Below are 18,288 nucleotides of genomic sequence, written 5' to 3'. Positions count from 1 at the left end.
CTCCCCCGCGATGGCATTAGCCGTGGATGCGTTCGAAGATTTTTTCGATCTTCTCTTTCAAGGCCAATGCAGTGAATGGCTTGACCACGTAACCGTTAACCCCGGCTTGGGCGGCTTCGATGATCTGCTCACGCTTGGCTTCGGCGGTTACCATCAGCACAGGCAGGCTGCGCAGCTTTTCGTCAGCGCGCACGTGGCGCAGCAAGTCGATACCGGTCATGCCCGGCATGTTCCAGTCTGTTACCAGAAAGTCGATGCTCCCGCTGTTGAGGATCGGAATCGCCGTAATGCCGTCATCCGCCTCGACCGTGTTAGTGAACCCAAGGTCACGCAACAGGTTTTTTATGATCCGCCGCATCGTTGAGAAGTCATCAACGATGAGGATTTTCATGTTCTTGTCCAATTCGACCTCCAAGCAGTCTTAAACGCGCCCAGCACCTGGACGCGCCATTTCAATCAACAGGCATTACACAAAAAGGACTGCCGGGGGCACCACGGGTCGAAACCGCGAAGGCTGGTTGCCCTCGCGGTATCGTCTGCAGTGTCCCCACACTGCCTGTCAGCGCGCTCGCCACTCTCCCAAACGCCCCCGCAAGCGGGCTGCGCACTGGCTGTGCAACTGGCTGACCCGCGACTCGCTGACGCCCAGGACCTCACCGATTTCCTTGAGGTTCAGCTCTTCGTCGTAGTACAGCGCCAACACCAGTCGCTCACGCTCCGGCAAATTGGCAATCGCATCCGCCAACGCCCCCTGGAAACGCTCATCTTCCAGGTCACGCGATGGCTCCATATGAGCACTCGCGCCGTCCTCGTGCAGCCCTTCGTGCTCGCCGTCCTGCAAGAGGTCGTCGAAACTGAACAGGCGGCTGCCCAAGGTATCGTTCAAAATCCCGTAGTAATCGTCGAGACTCAATTGGAGTTCGGCCGCAACTTCGTGATCTTTAGCGTCGCGACCGGTTTTTGCTTCAATTGCGCGAATTGCGTCACTGACCATGCGTGTATTGCGATGTACCGAACGCGGCGCCCAGTCACCTTTACGCACTTCATCGAGCATCGCGCCACGGATACGGATACCCGCATACGTTTCGAAACTCGCGCCCTTGCTCGCGTCGTATTTGGTCGACACTTCGAGCAGGCCGATCATGCCCGCCTGGATCAGGTCTTCGACCTGGACGCTGGCGGGCAGGCGTGCCAGCAAGTGATAGGCGATGCGCTTGACCAGGGGCGCATAGCGCTCGATCAATTCACCCTGGCTGTCACGTGCCGATTTCTTGTAAAGGTTGTAGCCGCTGGCTGTCATAGCACCGGTCCTGCGCTCGTCTGATGCACCAATCGCTCGACGAAAAACTCCAGATGCCCCCGAGGGTTGGCGGGCAACGGCCAGGTATCGACCTTCTGGGCAATAGCCTTGAACGCCAATGCGCACTTGGAACGAGGGAACGCTTCGTAGACTGCACGCTGCTTTTGCACAGCCTTGCGCACACACTCGTCGTAGGGAACTGCGCCGACGTATTGTAAGGCGACATCGAGGAACCGATCCGTGACCTTGGTCAACTTGGCGAACAGGTTGCGTCCTTCCTGCGGGCTCTGGGCCATGTTGGCCAGCACGCGGAAGCGGTTCATGCCGTAGTCACGGTTAAGCAGTTTGATCAGGGCGTAGGCGTCGGTGATCGAGGTGGGTTCATCACAGACCACCAACAAGACTTCCTGCGCGGCGCGCACGAAGCTGACCACGGACTCGCCGATCCCGGCGGCGGTGTCGATCACCAGCACGTCGAGGTTGTCACCGATATCACTGAATGCCTGGATCAGGCCGGCATGCTGCGCCGGGCTCAGGTGCACCATGCTCTGGGTGCCGGAAGCCGCTGGCACGATGCGTATGCCACCGGGGCCCTGCAGCAGCACATCGCGCAGCTCACAGCGGCCTTCGATCACATCGGCAAGGGTGTGTTTGGGCGTCAGCCCCAGCAGAACGTCGACGTTCGCCAGCCCCAGGTCAGCATCCAGCAGCATGACGCGACGGCCAAGCTCTGCCAGGGCCAGGGACAAATTCACTGACACGTTAGTTTTCCCGACGCCACCTTTGCCGCCGGTCACCGCGATCACCTGTACGGGATGCATGCTGCCCATTTTATTTCTTTACCTTGTCTTGCTTAGACGCAGGCTACATGGCTTGGCCGCGTGAATCGCTTGCAGACCATCGATGTAGATACATTTCACGGCGTTCATCCTGACTCAACCCACCCGCTTTGCCGGGCTGTGGTAAAGGTCGGCGAACATATCGGCCATCGCTTCCTCGCTAGGCTCGTCTTGCATTTGCACACTGACTGCACGGCTGACCAACTGATGACGGCGCGGCAGATGCAGATCATCCGGGATCCGCGGGCCGTCGGTCAGGTAGGCGACCGGTAATTCATGACTGATAGCCAGGCTCAGCACCTCGCCCAGGCTCGCGGTTTCATCGAGCTTGGTAAGGATGCAACCGGCCAGGCCACAACGCTTGTAACTATGATAAGCAGCGGTAAGAACCTGTTTCTGGCTGGTGGTTGCAAGCACCAGGTAATTCTTTGACCGGATGCCACGCCCAGCCAGGCTTTCCAGTTGCATGCGCAACGCCGGATCGCTGGCTTGCAGGCCGGCGGTATCGATCAGCACCACGCGCTTGCGCAGCAGTGGGTCGAGGGCGTTGGCCAGGGACTGGCCCGGGTCGACATGGGTCACCGACACATTGAGGATCCGGCCCAGGGTCTTGAGTTGCTCCTGGGCACCGATACGATAACTGTCCATGCTCACCAGCGCGATATTCTGCGCGCCGTACTTGAGCACGTAGCGGGCCGCCAGCTTGGCCAGGGTGGTGGTCTTGCCCATGCCGGCAGGGCCGACCATGGCGATCACACCGCCCTCTTCCAACGGTTCGATTTCCGGGGTGGCAATCATCCGCGCCAGGTGGGCCAGCAACATGCGCCAGGCCTGGCGCGGCTCTTCGATTTCAGTGGTCAGGGCCAACAGGTCGCGGGACAACGGGCCGGACAGGCCGATGCGTTGCAGGCGACGCCACAGGTTGGCCTGTTGCGGCTTGCTGCCTTGCAGTTGCGTCCAGGCCAGCGAGCCGAGCTGCACTTCCAGCAGTTCGCGCAGGCCATTGAGTTCAAAACGCATCGAGTCGAACACACGCGGGTCGACAGCCGGCGCCGGAGCAGGCGCAGCAGGGCGCGGCGGCTCCTTGAACGTAGGTTCGACCAGCGGCTCGGCCGCGGTCAGCGGCAAGCCGGCGAACAATTGGCGATTGGTGGTGGCATCGCTGTCGCCACGCATGCTCAGTTCAGCCTGGGCCGAGACAATCCGCGACGCAGTCTTGCGCAGCTCGTCTTCGAGCTCCATGTTCGGCACGCGCGGCGCCAAGGCCGAAGGCGTGTAATCCAGGGCAGCCGTCAGCTCGACACCGCCGGCAATACGACGGTTACCAATAATCGCGGCGTCGGCGCCCAACTCATCACGAACCAGTTTCATGGCCTGACGCATATCGGCGGCGAAAAAACGCTTAACTTGCATAACCCACTACCCTCAGCCGTTGGGCCCTACTGTCGCGACGATAGTCACTTGCTTGTTGTCAGGAATTTCCTGATAAGCCAAAACGTGCAAATTCGGTACTGCCAGGCGTCCAAACCGCGACAACATCGCCCGGACTGGGCCGGCCACCAGCAGAATCACCGGTTGGCCCTGCATTTCCTGGCGCTGTGCAGCGTCGATCAACGAGCGCTGCAGCTTTTCAGCCATGCTTGGCTCCAGCAGGACGCCCTCTTCCTGGCCTTGTCCCGCCTTCTGAATACTATTGAGCAATATTTGTTCCAACCTTGGTTCCAAGGTGATCACAGGCAGCTCGGAGTCAATCCCTACAATGCTTTGGACGATTGCACGGGACAATCCGACGCGCACCGCGGCCACCAGGGCGGCAGTATCTTGACTCTTGGCGGCGTTGTTGGCGATAGCCTCGGCAATGCTGCGAATGTCGCGTACCGGCACCTGCTCGGCCAGCAACGCCTGCAACACCTTGAGCAACTGCGACAGCGACAGCACGCCCGGCACCAGTTCTTCGGCGAGTTTTGGCGAGGCTTTGGCGAGCAAACCCATCAATTGCTGGACTTCCTCGTGCCCGATCAGCTCGTGGGAGTGCTTGTACAGAATCTGGTTGAGGTGGGTGGCGACCACGGTGCTGGCGTCCACCACGGTGTAGCCCAGCGACTGCGCCTGGCTGCGCTGGCTGATTTCGATCCACACCGCGTCCAGGCCAAAAGCCGGATCTTTGGCGGTAATGCCGTTGAGGCTACCGAACACCTGGCCGGGGTTGATTGCCAGTTCGCGGTCCGGGTAGATCTCGGCTTCGGCCAGGATCACGCCCATCAGGGTCAGGCGGTAGGCGCTCGGCGCTAGGTCGAGGTTGTCGCGGATATGCACGGTGGGCATCAGGAAGCCCAGGTCCTGGGACAGCTTCTTGCGTACGCCCTTGATCCGCGCGAGCAATTGGCCGCCCTGGTTACGGTCCACCAGAGGGATGAGGCGGTAGCCGACTTCCAGGCCGATCATGTCGATCGGGGTGACGTCATCCCAGCCAAGCTCCTTGGTTTCCTGGGCGCGAGCCGGGGATGGCAGCAGTTCCTGCTGGCGCGCAATCTCTTGCTGGGCCTGGACCTTGACCGCATTCTGCTTTTTCCAGAACAGGTAGGCACCGCCGCCCGCCATGGCCGCCATGCTCAGGAACGACACATGGGGCATGCCCGGCACGATCCCCATGATGGCCATGATGCCCGCCGCCACGGCCAGGGCCTTGGGCGAGGCAAACATCTGCCGGCTGATCTGCTTGCCCATGTCTTCGGAGCCCGAAGCACGGGTCACCATGATCGCCGCCGCTGTAGATAACAACAGTGATGGCAATTGCGCCACTAAACCGTCACCAATGGTCAGCAAGGCATAGACCTTGCCGGCATCGCCGAAGGTCATGCCGTGCTGGAAGATACCCACCGCCATGCCGCCGATGAGGTTGATGAACAGGATCAGCAGGCCGGCGATGGCGTCACCGCGCACGAATTTACTGGCACCGTCCATGGAGCCATAGAACTCGGCCTCCTGGGCCACTTCCAGGCGGCGCGACTTGGCTTGGTTCTGGTCGATCAGGCCGGCGTTGAGGTCGGCGTCGATGGCCATCTGTTTACCGGGCATGGCGTCGAGGGTAAACCGCGCGCTCACCTCGGAGATCCGCCCGGCGCCCTTGGTGACCACCACGAAGTTGATGATCATCAAGATCGCGAACACCACGATACCGACCACGTAGTTACCGCCGATCACCACCTCACCGAAGGCCTGGATCACCTTACCGGCAGCGGCGTGGCCGTCCTGGCCATGGAGCATGACCACTCGGGTCGAGGCCACGTTGAGCGCCAGGCGCAGCAAGGTCGCCACCAGCAGGATTGTCGGGAATACGGCGAAATCCAGCGGCCGCAAGGCGTAGACGCAGACCAGCAGCACCACGACGGACAAGGCAATGTTGAAGGTGAAGAACACGTCCAACAGGAACGGCGGCATTGGCAACATCATCATTGCCAGCATCACCAGCAACAACAACGGCACACCCAGATTGCCCCGCGAGAGGTCAGTCAGGGTGCCACGGGCCGTGCTGAGCATTTGAGAACGTTCCACCAGTATTCCTCGTCACCGTGAAGCAAACTTTTGACGCCGGGAGGCGTCCTGGTGGCGGTATTGCAAGAAGCCTTCCAACTTTTGCTTCAGGCCGTAGATCGCTGGCGCCGGCCCGGTCCGCCGCGGCAAACCTGGGCTTGCGCCAGTGCACTGATGCGCTTGAGTCAGCTGCGCAGCTGATTGAACGGGCTGGTGATTGGCGGGTCGGGCGCATGATGGCCCCAGACCAATAGCGCCAACGCCTCACGAGGGTTATCTACAACGGCTTCACATCAGCGGCCTGTAGCCCTTTTGGGCCCTGGGTTACGCCGAACTCAACCTTTTGCCCTTCTTCAAGGGTCTTGAACCCTGCGGCGGCGATGGCCGAAAAGTGGACAAACACGTCCGCGCTTTTGTCATCCGGAGCAATAAACCCAAAGCCCTTCTCCGCGTTAAACCACTTCACAGTACCTGTTGCCATTGCCGTTCTCCTGATCTCTCGCTCGATGCCGCTTACGAACATCGCTAAATGAGCTTGATACGAAACGCAAAAACGCCTTTGGGTCGATGAATCCTCGCGAACTGCACGCGCAGGCCTTCCTTCAGCCAGACCCCAGCCGAGCTGTGGAGGTCCACCCGCACAGGCTCGTCCTCGCCATCCAGTGCAATCAAGCCTTCCCCGGTTTTTCGGCTGTAGGATTTGATCGTGCCCGTCAACGCTTCCATCACCACTCCTTCTGCATCTCATAACAACGTGTACGCAGTGTGTGCTGCCATGGAACCGCAAGAACGCGACGCTGGCTACTGTCAAAGTTGACAGCTTGCGCACGGCTTTCGACGAACGGCAGGTCGCTCGCCTACTGGAGGCGCGGGCTTGCCAGCGAGGGTCGTTGACGATGTCGCAGGGAATCCGGAGGAACAAGCAGGTCCTCGAGCAACACCACCGTCGCCTTGGCGAAACAGGCGTTCGAGCAAACACCTCACTTCAACCGCTGGTCGGCACTGTCATTTCTCACAGGTAGTTGCCAAATACTGCCGGTGTTACACCTCTTTGCAGCTACAGCCCGCTCAATGTCTCGGGCGTACAGACAGTAACGCTCATGTCAGCAAAGGACTCTCATCATGAAAAAAGACTCGGATCTCCCCATTTCCGCTTGCCCAGATGCCTCGAATACGCCAGCGCGTAACCTCGTGGTAAACCAACAGGAACATGTAGCGAATCCCGACGATATTCCGGCGCCACCATCGCTAGTGAACCGCAAGTTCCTGGTCCCACCCCAACCAGGAAGCCGCCCCAGGACAACCGACTCATTCAAATCAGTTCCGTTCTCCGATCTGCCGTACTACATTCCGAACATTCGAGCGCCCTATGTCAGTTTTAATGGCGCAATCAACATTGCCGGGGTAGAGGTCAACAAGGAAAAAGGCCTGTTATTCATTTTGATGCCCTACCTGGATAAAGCCGAGTTCGACCATCTGGAATTGTTTTTCAAGGACCCGTCAGATCCCGTCGCCAGCTACACCATCAACCAGGACGATGTCGACAGCGGCCGCGCTATTCCATTGTACGTGCCTCCCACCCGAATCATTCATGGGCCTGCCAACCCGGTCTTCGTAAGATTGACTCGGCTGGGGGGCAGCACTAATGAAACGCTACACCTGAACCTGTTTATCGACCTGGCGCGTCCAGGCGGCAGAAACCCGGTCGCCAGCACGGTGCAAAACGAAAACCTGGCCCTGCCCGTGTTCCCACAACACCTCATTGATTTTGGCGTAGGCCAAGAGGACATCGGCTCGCCCATCCCTGTGCAAATCAAACCCTACCCCGTCAATACCGCGCTACCCGACGACACCTTTCGCAAGCCACGCGACCGGATTCGCCTGAGCATTGGCGGCGTGATCGTTGTGCATAGCGTGACGGAGGCCGAAGCAGGCGGCGCCGGTGACATCGTTATCATGGTCAATACATCGACCTGGACATCTATCGGCAGTGGTTCGCATGTCTGCGAATATGAAGTGGTCGATGAAGCCGGTAACCACTCCGATGGCTGGTCACCTGCACAAATCCTTGACGTGCAGTTGGACGACGGCTCCGAGCCACTGCTGCCCATGACCTTTGTCCAGGAAGCACCGGAGAACATCCTGGACCACGATGCCTTGGTGGGCGATGCTCATGTGTTCATTTTTATCAGTGGCAATGGCTATGCCCTGGGCGACATTATCCGGGTCACGGTCAATGGCCGTACGGTAGAGGGCGAGCCCCTTGTCACGACCTACGACTCAGCGCCCCTGACCTCTACCACCGCCGTCTACATCACGGTCCCTGTTCCCAATGCGGATATCAAAGCACTGGTGGGCGGACGCTTTCAGCTGCGCTACAAACGAATCCGCAGCGATGTGCCTGATCGAAACTCGCGCAGCAATATCGTCGATGTGATCGGTACTGCCCTGCCTGTCGGCCTCGCGCCGCCTTATGTGATCGAGGCCACCGGCGACACGCTCAATCCTCAGGAGCTGTTCTTCAATGTGGTGATCCCCAGCTACCAGGGTCAGAACTATTTCGATCTGGTAACGCTGGTCTTTGCCGGCACCTACGCCAATGGCAACGCCTATTACCGCGAAGATATAGATGTTGCCGGGGATGGAGAGGGAATTCGCTTGATCTCCAACGGCCCCCTTGGCGACATTAACAAGCTGGAGGGGGGCACGCTGGAGATCTACTACACCGTCCAGAACGAAAGCGGCGTGCGTGCGTCCCGGGGCAACCTATACAACGTCGGTCAGCCAGCGGCCTCCTTGCTTGAACCACTTGTACTGGAGGCGCCCGCGCCTGGCTATCAATTCGATCCTGCTGTTTCACTGGGCAATGCCAGTGTTCGGGTTCAGCCAGACACCGATATCAAGGAGGGCGATACCGTAAGGCTGTATGCCCTAGGCAATGCGCCAGGCGGTACGCCGACACTACAACCCTTCCCTATCACGGACTTTTGGGAAGGACGCCCGCTTCCGTTCACACTGCCGCGCGCGAACGTGCTGCCCAATACCGTGATGCGTATCTACTACGCGCGTGAGCGGTTGCATGCGCCAACACGGTTTTCTCATCAGGTGGACATGAACGTGGGCAGTGCGCCTGAGTTGGGCGTCCCAACCGTGCTGGAAGCCACCGTCGTGAGCCCGACCAGCTCGACGCTTAACCCAACCCACGTCGTTAGCCCGCCGGTTTTCACCGTTCGCGTCGACTATTCGCCAATGTTCGCCAGCGATGACATCACAGTGAAACTCATCGTGAAGCCAGGCTTGACCGCACCAATCATTACGCCCAAACCCGGAAACCCTAGTCAAGGGTATGTAGATTTCACGGTTTCCAATACCAATATTGCCGATCACATTGGTGAGATTCTAAAAATTCAGTATCACGTATCACGTGCGGGTGCCGTATACGACTCGGGTGTACTGGAATTACGGGTTCTGAACTTCCACGAACTCCCCGGTGGAAATCCGCTACCTCAAGCGACTATCAACGGCTTGGTGTCAGGTGCCACATTAAATTTAGCGTCATTTACGGAGAATCCAAAAGCCAGCGTTCTACCATGGCCATTAATAAGAGCTGACCAGCGAGCCTGGATGACTCTTAGCAGCGCTGGGATTGAGCCTTTGGATATACTTAAAAACTACAAAGTTAAATCTACGGAGATTGGTACCGGGATAAAAGACAAGGAAGCAATTCGTACCTGGTTCAGCCAAATTGATGCAGGCGCAAGAATACAGCTCGATTTTAAAGTTGCACTCGACGCAACCCCCAACAGAGATAAAGCTATCGAGTTCCCCCCCACTCACTACATTTTCGATAACTGGCTAGACTCAATCACCAACTTTAATGATGGCACATCCGGCGAATGGACTATCGGCACCGCAGGGAGAGATGCAATTTTCAGACTAGGAACAATGGACGTGATAACAATCTATCCAGACAACAGTGGGACTGTACTGTATAGGGACTTTACATTCACCAAAAACCAACAATACCGGTTCACCCTTGACGTACTGAATTACAGCCCTCATAGCGATAATGTGGCACCTATACTTGAGGTGTTCGCCCCAAACATGACTATAATCCCGCGATATACCGTTCCAAGGGATGCCAAATGGAAGACATTGGCAAATACTTTCTCATTTAATGAAAGCGGGGAGTATACAATCAGAATCCACAACCACCAAGAACGTGGTTCGGGGAGCGGAACAGAAGGAGGAAACGACTTTCAGCTTGACAACATTATAGTCACTCGCGAATAAAAAGCCCGTTGTTAAATCCCCAAATAAAAACGCCCGTAGCAATACGGGCATGTTTTATGCATCGTAAGTGACAAAAGCAATTGCACAACCACTTCGTTTTTTTAAAAAATTATACTTCACGCAACTCTAACAAACTTAATGCGTGCCACACGACATAAAAACCTTCTCAACGAATTAAGAATCCCGACGCAAATCCGGCGGAATCGGCAGGTCCTTCAGCGGATCCGGTCGCTTGCCCTTGCCCGCGCGGTATTGGCGAATCTGATAGACGTACGCCAACACCTGGGCCACGGCCAGGTACAGCCCGGCGGGGATTTCCTGGTCGAGGTCGGTGGAGTAGAAGATCGACCGCGCCAACTCCGGCGACTCCAGCAGCAGGATGTCATTGGCCACCGCGATTTCGCGGATCTTCAACGCGGTAAAGTCGCTGCCCTTGGCCAGCAACATCGGCGCGCCGCCCTTCTCCGGGTCGTATTTGAGGGCGACGGCATAGTGGGTCGGGTTGGTGATGACCACGTCGGCGTCGGGCACCGAGGCCATCATCTTGCGCTGAGACATTTCCCGCTGCAGTTGGCGAATACGCTGCTTGACCTCGGGGCGGCCCTCTTGGTCCTTATGCTCGTCGCGCACTTCCTGCTTGGTCATCAGCAGCTTCTTGTGGCTTTCCCACAGCTGGATCGGCGCGTCCACCGCGGCAATGATGATCAGCCCGGCCGCCATCCACAGGGCGCTCCAGCCCACCACCTGCACGCTGTGGATGATCGCCGACTCGAGCGGTTCGTGGGCGATGCGCAGCAGGTCGTCGATGTCGGACGACAACACCATCAGCGCCACGAACAGAATCAGGATGAATTTTGCCAATGCCTTGAGCAATTCCACCAAGGCCTTGGCAGAAAACATACGTTTGAGCCCGGCCGCGGGGTTCATGCGGCTGAACTTGGGGGCCATGCTACTGGCGGCGAACAGCCAGCCACCCAGGGCGACCGGGCCGATCAGCGCGGCCAGCAGCAACGTGATCAGGATCGGCTGCACCGCCAGGATCGCGATCTTGCCCGAGTGCAACAGGTACTGGCCCATGGCGTCGGGGTTGAGCAGCACTTCGCGGGGCAAGGCAAAGTTGTGCTTCATCAATTCCATCAAGTCCAGCGCCAGGCCGCCGCCGTAGATCAGCAAGGCACCGGCACCCGCCATCATGGTGGCGACGGTATTGAGCTCTTTGGAGCGCGCAATTTCGCCCTTTTCCCTGGAGTCCTTTTTGCGTTTCTCCGTGGGGTCTTCTGTCTTGTCCTGACCACTCTCGCTCTCGGCCATGGCTCAGCGCGCCCGTGCCAGATCACGTAAGAACTGCAGGGCGTCGGTCGCCAGCGGTTGATACTGATTGAGAATGTCGGCCAGGCCGATCCAGAAAATCCCCATGCCCAACACCAGGGTCAACGGGAAACCAATCGAGAAAATGTTCAGCTGCGGCGCCGCACGGGTCATCACCCCAAACGCGATGTTGACCACCAGCAACGCCGTGATCGCCGGCAATACCAGCAACAGGGAGGCGCCCAACACCCAACCGAGACGCCCCACGACCTCCCAGAAGTGATTGACCACCAGCCCCGACCCTACCGGCAAGGTGGTAAAGCTTTCGGTCATCACTTCAAAGGCCACCAGATGGCCGTTCATGGCCAGGAACAGCAGGGTCACCAGCATGGTCAGGAATTGCCCGATCACTGCCGCCGACACGCCGTTGGTGGGGTCGACCATGGATGCGAAGCCCATGCCCATCTGGATCGAAATGATTTGCCCGGCGATCACAAACGCCTGGAAAAACAACGTGAGGGAAAACCCCATCAACGCGCCGATCAGGATCTGCTCGGCAATCAGCAGCAATGCGCTGAGATCAATGGCGTTGACCGGCGGCATCGGCGGCAACCCCGGCACGATCACCACCGTAATCGCCACCGCGAAGTACAAGCGTACGCGCCGTGGTACGAGGGTGGTGCCGAACACTGGCATAGCCATCAACATCGCCGTCACGCGAAACAGCGGCAGGATGAAGGACGCCACCCAGGTGCTGATCTGGGTGTCGGTCAATGCCAGCAAGGACTGCATCAGGTCAGCCGATCAACTGCGGAATACTGCCGTACAACTGCAGGATGTATTCCATGAAGGTCTGCACCAGCCACGGGCCGGCCACGATCAGGGTGACCAGCATCACCAACAAGCGTGGCAGGAAGCTCAAGGTTTGTTCGTTGATCTGCGTCGCAGCCTGGAACATCGCCACCAGCAGGCCCACCAACAGGCTCGGCACCACCAGCACGGCGACCATCACGGTGGTCAGCCACAGCGCTTCACGAAACAGGTCGACAGCAACTTCTGGCGTCATCGCGCTATACCCCGCCGAAACTGCCGGCCAGGGTGCCGATAATCAGCGCCCAGCCGTCCACCAGCACAAACAGCATGATCTTGAACGGCAACGAGATGATCAGCGGCGACAGCATCATCATACCCATGGCCATCAGCACGCTCGCCACCACCAGGTCGATGATCAGGAACGGAATGAAGATCATGAAGCCGATCTGGAACGCGGTCTTCAACTCCGACGTGACGAACGCCGGCACCAGGATGGTCAGTGGCGCCTGGTCCGGGGTGGCGATGTCGGTCCGCTTGGACAGGCGCATGAACAGCTCAAGGTCGCTGGAGCGAGTCTGCGACAGCATGAAATCCTTGATCGGGCCCTGGGCCTTGTCGATCGCGTCCTGGGCCGTCATTTTCTCTGCCAGGTAGGGTTGCAGGGCTTGCTGGTTAACCTTGTCGAATACGGGCGCCATGATGAACAGCGTCAAGAACAACGCCATGCCGGTAAGGATCTGGTTCGACGGGGTCTGCTGCAGCCCCAGGGCCTGGCGCAGGATCGAGAACACGATGATGATCCGCGTGAAGCTGGTCATCAGCATCACGAACGCCGGGATAAAACTCAGCGCGGTCATGATCAGCAGGATCTGCAGGCTGACCGAATACTCCTGTGCGCCCGCCGCGTTGGTGCCCAGCGTAATGGCCGGGATCGACAGCGGGTCGGCGCCGAACGCCAATGGCGCCGCCAGCAACAGCATGAGCGTCAATAAAACGCGCATTACTTCTTATCCTTCTGATCCTTGCCCAGCAACTCCATCAGGCGCTGGGCGAATTCTGGCGTGGCGGACTGGCTCTGGTCCACGTTCACCGGAGTCTTGAGCACATGCAGCGGGGTGATGCGCCCTGGAGTGATGCCCAACAGAATCTGTTCCTCACCCACTTGCACCAGCACCAGCCGATCACGCGGACCGAGGGCACGGGAACCGATCATCTCGATCACCTGGCCGTTGCCCGGGCCGACGCGCTGCACGCGGCGCATCAGCCAGGCCAACACAAAAATAAGGCCCACCACCAGCAACAGGCCGAGCACCAGTTGGGTCAATTGCCCACCGATGCCGCTGCTCACCACCGGTGCCGCTGCGGCAGTCGCCTGCGCGACCGGCTCAGCCGCGAGGGCGCTCAATGGCAGCGCCAGAAACAGTCCCGCCATCGAATACTTCATGTCAGCGCAACTTCTTGATGCGTTCGCTCGGGCTGATCACGTCCGTCAGGCGGATGCCGAACTTCTCGTTGACCACGACCACTTCGCCGTGGGCGATCAAGGTGCCGTTGACCAGCACGTCCAGTGGCTCACCGGCCAGGCGGTCGAGTTCAATCACCGAGCCCTGGTTGAGTTGCAGCAGGTTGCGGATGTTGATTTCGGTGCTGCCCACTTCCATGGAAATCGACACCGGGATGTCGAGGATCACGTCCAGGTTCGGGCCGTCGAGGGTCACCGGGTCGTTGTTTTTCGGCACGCTGCCGAATTCTTCCATGGGCAGGCGGTTGCCAGCCGGCGCGGTGGCAGCGTCAGCCGCCAGCAGCGCATCGATATCGTCCTGGCCAACATCGCCGGTTTCTTCCAGGGCAGCCGCCCATTCGTCAGCCAGAGCCTGGTCTTCGGCGGAAGTGTTTTCGTGTTCGGTAGCCATTACATGTCCTCGGCGGAGCAAACATTCATAAATAGGGTATGCATCATCGGGTTGAGTCAGCGACGGTTGATCGGCTCAACCACTTGCAACGCCAGGTTGCCCTTGTGGGAACCGAGCTTGACCTTGAATGACGGCACGCCGTTGGCGCGCATGATCATTTCTTCCGGCAATTCGACGGGGATGATGTCCCCCGGCTGCATGTGCAAAATGTCGCGCAAACGCAACTGGCGACGGGCCACGGTGGCGCTCAGCGGTACGTCGACATCCAGCAGGTCTTCGCGCAGGGCCTTGACCCAGCGCTCGTCCTGGTCGTCCAGGTCGGACTGGAAGCCGGCGTCGAGCATCTCGCGCACCGGCTCGATCATCGAGTACGGCATGGTCACGTGCAGGTCGCCGCCACCGCCATCGAGTTCGATGTGGAAGGTCGACACCACAATGGCCTCGCTGGGGCCGACGATATTGGCCATGGCCGGGTTCACTTCCGAGTTGATGTACTCGAAATTGACTTCCATGATCGCTTGCCACGCTTCCTTCAAGTCGATGAAGGCCTGCTCCAGCACCATGCGCACCACCCGCAGCTCGGTAGGGGTGAACTCACGGCCTTCGATCTTGGCGTGGCGGCCGTCGCCGCCGAAGAAGTTGTCCACCAGCTTGAACACCAGCTTGGCGTCAAGAATGAACAGCGCGGTGCCGCGCAGCGGCTTGATCTTGACCAGGTTGAGGCTGGTCGGCACGTACAGCGAGTGCACGTACTCGCCAAACTTCATCACCTGCACGCCACCCACGGCCACGTCCGCCGAGCGGCGCAGCATGTTGAACATACTGATCCGGGTATAGCGGGCAAAACGCTCGTTGATCATCTCCAGGGTCGGCATGCGTCCACGGACGATGCGATCCTGGCTGGTGAGGTCATAACTTTTGACGCTGCCGGGCTCGGCAGCCATTTCGGTCTGTACCAGACCATCGTCCACGCCATGCAGCAGCGCGTCGATTTCATCCTGGGACAGCAGGTCTTGCACGGCCATGTCGTGATCCTACTGCAATACGAAGTTAGTGAAGAGCGCCTGCTCGACCACGACTTTGCCGAGTTCCTTCTGGGCCACTTCCTGCACGCTGGCAGTGACCTTCTGGCGCAGCATTTCCTGGCCCACCGGGGTGGCAAGTGTGTCGAAGCTCTGACCGGAGAACAGCATCACCAGGTTGTTGCGGATCACTGGCATATGCACCTTGAGGGCGTCCAGGTCCGACTGGTTGCGCGCCAGCAAGGTGATGCTTACCTGCAGGTAGCGCTGGCGACCGTTCTGACTGAAGTTGGCGACAAAGGCCGGAAGCATCGGCTCGAAGATTGCCGGTTGCTTGACGTTGCTGGCGGTTTCGGCGGCGGGCGCCGGTTTGCTAGCGCTGCTGTGCATGATGTACCAGGTGCCGCCTATCGAGGCGCCGATGGCCAGGAGCAAGCCCAGGACTATCAACAGGATAAGCTTAAGCTTACCTTTGCCTGCGGGTGCTTTTGCTGCGTCGTCGCTCTTCGCCATGCCAATAATCCGTCACTATTCGGGAATTCATAGATCTACGGAAAGGCAAGAGCAAGTGTTATGCCAGAGTTGTCTGGCAACCGGGGAAGAAGGGACACCATCAATCATTTGTGGGAGCTGACTCACCGCCATCGCAGGCAAGCCAGCTCCCACACTGAGCGTGTTTTGACAGGGATCAGGCGTAGTAGTCGACCGCGCTGGAGCCGATCACGGTCGACGTCACCGGCGTCACGGCTTCAGCCACATCAGCGTGGTTGCCGCTGTCGCCATTATCGCCGCCGCGCCCCCCGCTGCTGCTCACGCCACGGGTCTGGGCCTGCTGTTGCTGTTGTTCCTGGCCACGGGACTGGTCGGATACGTTGACGTCCACCTGGCCCATCCCCTGCTGGGCGAACATCTCCCGCAAGCGGCCCGACTGGCTTTCCAGCGCTTCACGCACCACCGGGTGGGCGCTCATGAAGTTGACCTGGGCCTGCTGGTCGGCAGTCATGTTGACCTTGATATCCAGGCGACCGAGCTCAGCCGGCTGCAACTGGATCTCCGCCGACTTGAGGTTGGCACTGGACAGGTACATCACACGGTTGACGATTTCGTCGGTCCAGCCGCTCTGGTGCATGGCCAACGGCGCATTGGCCACGGGCGGCAAGGCGTTGGCGGTTTTCGGCGTAGCGGCTTGGGTCAATGCGGCCAGGCGATTGGCGAAGTCATCCACACGGGTATCGCTGCTGGCGTTCTTCAGGTCCTTGAGACCGTCCTCGATCAGCCCGCTGAATGCCTTGTCGCCGCCCTGGTCGGTGCTGTCCTTGGTGGCTTGCTGGTCGACCATATTGGCCAGGCCGGCGGCAAAATTCTGCGCGGCGGTCGGCTGATCCTGAGTCGGCGCCGGCGCGGTTTTCGCCGGAGCCTGACTGCTGGCCGACACATGCCCGCCCTGCTCCATCGCCAGTCGCACGGCCGGCATGGCGTCGAGGGGATCGGCTTCCGGGTCGAAGGCCGGCTTGGCCTCCTCGGTCGCGGCAACCGGGGCTGCAGCCACCGGCTGGGCTTTCTCATCCTTGGCGGTGGTGACGGGCGCCGGGGTCTCGACCGGCACCGGCACCGCCACCGGGGTGACGGCGGCAATCAATGCCGGGTCGACCACCGGGTCAGCGGGAGGCTGCTGCACCAGCGTCGGATCGGTAGGTGCGTCGTCATCCTTGCTGGCACTGTCGTCGGTACTGGCCGGCGGCTTGGCAGGCAAGGTATTGCCGCTATCGGCAACCGCTGGCGTGCTGGCGGCAGGCTTGTCGTTGCCTGATGCCGGCTTGGCGCTGGCGTCGGACGACTTGCCCGCGGTGGGTTTGGACGCGTTGTCGTCGGCCTTCGCCGTGGGTTTGGAGGCCTGGTTGGCAAACACTTGAGCGAAGCCAGGGCCCTTGTCCCGTGGGTCCGCAGCCACAGCCGGTGAGTTGGCGGCGGGCGCTTGAGGCTTGGCCGCGGGGGCAGCCTGAAGGAGCGAATTCGGGGCGACTGGCATAGGTAAAGGTCTCCACTGCATGGGGATCGGGGATGCAGTATCTGGAGGTAGAGCAAGAGTCGGGCCAGGTTTTGTGTGTATATCCATTATTTGGGCAACGGCGGCTTATGGTTCCGCCCTTACGGCGGGTTACTTTCGAAAAGCGCGAAAGTAACCAAAGCGCTCTTGCCCCAACACTCGGCACCTCGCCTAGGCTCGGTGTGCCCGTAATCCGACAGGGATTTGGGGGGCCGCCGCCACGCGCCCTCCATGGCGCGGGGCGGCTAAACCGGCATCCCTGCCGGTTTACCCCCCAAATCCCTGCCGAATTCCGGCCAGCGTGTTTGACGGGGCGCCTAAGTTCAAAATCAAAAGCAAAGCGCGGCGGCCTGGTAGCCGACCGGATCGTTGAGGCGTACGCGTTCCCCTGTGGAGCTGGCTTGCCCGCGAAGGTCGTTAACGATGACGCGGGAAACCAGGATAAACGCGGCGCGCTCACTGGTTTTAGGGCTGCTTCGCAGCCCAACGCGGGGCAAGCCCGCTCGCCACAGTAAGGCGGCAACACAGTAAGGCGGCTAGACAGAACAAAAAGCGTATCTACGATGCGAAGCGAGTCGCTCTTGATCTTGATCTGGAGCGCCCCGTCAAACACGCTGGCCGAACGCAGGCTTGAATCCGTGGGTAACCCGGCAGGACGCCGGGTTAGCCGCCCCTCGCCATGGATGGCGCGTGGCGGCGGCCCACGGATTCAAGCCGGAGTGAGGGCACACCGAGCCTAGGCGAGGTGCCGAGTGTTGGGGCGAAGCGTTTTTGGTTTTTTTTGCGCTCTTCAAAAAGTGACCCGCTGTAAGAGCGGAACCATAAGTAGCCGTTACCGAAGAAACGGATATGTACACAATCAAACCTGAAACCGCTGCCGCTCCGACTCATACAACGGCTTCACCAACGCAAACTCCCGATCAATCTGATCGACCAGCTCCCCCAGATCACCAACCGCAGACTCAACCGACTCAACCTCCAACCGCTGACACAACTGCGCCAACCGCACCGCCCCCAAGTTCCCACTGCTCCCCTTGAAGCTATGCGCAATCCTTCCCAACGCCTTCGCATCATCCCTGGCCTTGCGCAGCGCTTCGACGCGCTTTTGGGAATCATCGAGAAAGGTATCGAGCAACTTGGGATATTCGCCTTCCATGACTTCCTGCAAACCCGACAGCACCTGCGGGTCCAGATGTAGATCAACCACTTGCTCGCTCCT

Annotated in this window: 18 protein-coding genes; 1 reads left to right on the top strand and 17 read right to left on the bottom strand. The window is 59.5% G+C overall.

Translation table 11 applies throughout. The annotated features are described in order from the left end of the window. Positions 1-16: 16 nt before the first annotated feature. The 7 genes from CQ002_RS11285 to CQ002_RS11255 all read right to left on the bottom strand — a co-directional run bounded on the left by CQ002_RS11285 (position 17) and on the right by CQ002_RS11255 (position 6,399). Positions 17-391: a chemotaxis response regulator CheY gene (locus CQ002_RS11285; RefSeq protein WP_015885173.1), complete on the bottom strand. Its 375-nt coding sequence runs from the start codon at positions 389-391 to the stop codon at positions 17-19. 168 nt (positions 392-559) lie between these two features. Further along, positions 560-1,300, bottom strand: coding sequence for an RNA polymerase sigma factor FliA (gene fliA / locus CQ002_RS11280; protein ID WP_034107923.1), 741 nt, complete (start codon positions 1,298-1,300; stop codon positions 560-562). Further along, a complete protein-coding gene (fleN, locus tag CQ002_RS11275) occupies positions 1,297-2,130 on the bottom strand; it encodes a flagellar synthesis regulator FleN (protein ID WP_003192912.1) in 834 nt (277 codons plus the stop codon). The genes fliA and fleN overlap by 4 nt, the downstream gene beginning before the upstream one ends. Positions 2,131-2,235: 105 nt before the next feature. After that, positions 2,236-3,552 carry a flagellar biosynthesis protein FlhF gene (gene flhF / locus CQ002_RS11270; RefSeq protein ID WP_034107925.1) on the bottom strand — a complete coding sequence of 439 codons (1,317 nt, stop codon included), beginning with the start codon at positions 3,550-3,552 and terminating at the stop codon, positions 2,236-2,238. A gap of 12 nt (positions 3,553-3,564) precedes the next feature. Continuing rightward, entirely contained in the window at positions 3,565-5,679 is a 2,115-nt protein-coding gene (gene flhA, locus CQ002_RS11265; protein WP_155003103.1) for a flagellar biosynthesis protein FlhA, read from the bottom strand. Between the two features lie 271 nt (positions 5,680-5,950). Then, positions 5,951-6,154 (bottom strand): cold-shock protein, encoded by a 204-nt coding sequence (locus CQ002_RS11260; RefSeq protein WP_034108509.1) that lies wholly within the window; start codon positions 6,152-6,154, stop codon positions 5,951-5,953. Positions 6,155-6,198: 44 nt separating this feature from the next. Beyond that, on the bottom strand, positions 6,199-6,399 hold the full coding sequence (locus CQ002_RS11255) for a cold-shock protein (RefSeq protein ID WP_034107929.1): 201 nt from the start codon (positions 6,397-6,399) through the stop codon (positions 6,199-6,201). Between the two features lie 396 nt (positions 6,400-6,795). Between CQ002_RS11255 and CQ002_RS11250 the strand changes: the two genes are divergently transcribed. Beyond that, on the top strand, positions 6,796-9,966 hold the full coding sequence (locus CQ002_RS11250; RefSeq protein WP_105162646.1) for a hypothetical protein: 3,171 nt from the start codon (positions 6,796-6,798) through the stop codon (positions 9,964-9,966). A gap of 174 nt (positions 9,967-10,140) precedes the next feature. On the opposite strand, the gene flhB is transcribed toward CQ002_RS11250, so the two are convergent. The 10 genes from flhB to CQ002_RS11195 all read right to left on the bottom strand — a co-directional run bounded on the left by flhB (position 10,141) and on the right by CQ002_RS11195 (position 18,276). After that, positions 10,141-11,277, bottom strand: coding sequence for a flagellar biosynthesis protein FlhB (gene flhB / locus CQ002_RS11245; protein ID WP_105162647.1), 1,137 nt, complete (start codon positions 11,275-11,277; stop codon positions 10,141-10,143). Between the two features lie 3 nt (positions 11,278-11,280). Further along, the gene (gene fliR, locus CQ002_RS11240) at positions 11,281-12,066 is read right to left on the bottom strand and encodes a flagellar biosynthetic protein FliR (RefSeq protein WP_034107933.1); all 786 of its coding nucleotides are present in this window, start codon (positions 12,064-12,066) and stop codon (positions 11,281-11,283) included. A gap of 4 nt (positions 12,067-12,070) precedes the next feature. After that, positions 12,071-12,340, bottom strand: a complete 270-nt coding sequence (fliQ, locus tag CQ002_RS11235) for a flagellar biosynthesis protein FliQ (protein ID WP_010208761.1) — start codon at positions 12,338-12,340, stop codon at positions 12,071-12,073. Between the two features lie 4 nt (positions 12,341-12,344). Beyond that, positions 12,345-13,088, bottom strand: a complete 744-nt coding sequence (gene fliP / locus CQ002_RS11230; protein ID WP_016976565.1) for a flagellar type III secretion system pore protein FliP — start codon at positions 13,086-13,088, stop codon at positions 12,345-12,347. Continuing rightward, positions 13,088-13,531, bottom strand: coding sequence for a flagellar biosynthetic protein FliO (gene fliO, locus CQ002_RS11225; RefSeq protein WP_034107935.1), 444 nt, complete (start codon positions 13,529-13,531; stop codon positions 13,088-13,090). Before fliO ends, fliP begins: the two co-directional genes overlap by 1 nt. A gap of 1 nt (position 13,532) precedes the next feature. Further along, entirely contained in the window at positions 13,533-14,000 is a 468-nt protein-coding gene (fliN, locus tag CQ002_RS11220; RefSeq protein ID WP_033900765.1) for a flagellar motor switch protein FliN, read from the bottom strand. 56 nt (positions 14,001-14,056) lie between these two features. Beyond that, complete coding sequence (gene fliM / locus CQ002_RS11215) at positions 14,057-15,025, bottom strand: flagellar motor switch protein FliM (protein ID WP_010208755.1); 969 nt, start codon at positions 15,023-15,025, stop codon at positions 14,057-14,059. A 9-nt stretch (positions 15,026-15,034) separates the two neighbouring features. Beyond that, positions 15,035-15,535, bottom strand: coding sequence for a flagellar basal body-associated protein FliL (gene fliL, locus CQ002_RS11210; protein ID WP_105162648.1), 501 nt, complete (start codon positions 15,533-15,535; stop codon positions 15,035-15,037). Between the two features lie 175 nt (positions 15,536-15,710). Next, positions 15,711-17,051 carry a flagellar hook-length control protein FliK gene (locus CQ002_RS11205; RefSeq protein WP_034107941.1) on the bottom strand — a complete coding sequence of 447 codons (1,341 nt, stop codon included), beginning with the start codon at positions 17,049-17,051 and terminating at the stop codon, positions 15,711-15,713. Between the two features lie 877 nt (positions 17,052-17,928). Next, the gene (locus tag CQ002_RS11195) at positions 17,929-18,276 is read right to left on the bottom strand and encodes an Hpt domain-containing protein (protein ID WP_025855872.1); all 348 of its coding nucleotides are present in this window, start codon (positions 18,274-18,276) and stop codon (positions 17,929-17,931) included. Between the last annotated feature and the right edge of the window lie 12 nt (positions 18,277-18,288).

Origin of the sequence: Pseudomonas sp. MYb13 (genome assembly GCF_002980075.1) — a bacterium.
GTDB classification, from domain to species: domain Bacteria; phylum Pseudomonadota; class Gammaproteobacteria; order Pseudomonadales; family Pseudomonadaceae; genus Aquipseudomonas; species Aquipseudomonas lurida.
Note: the sequence above shows the minus strand (reverse complement) of the source record. Positions and strands in the feature narration are given on the sequence as shown.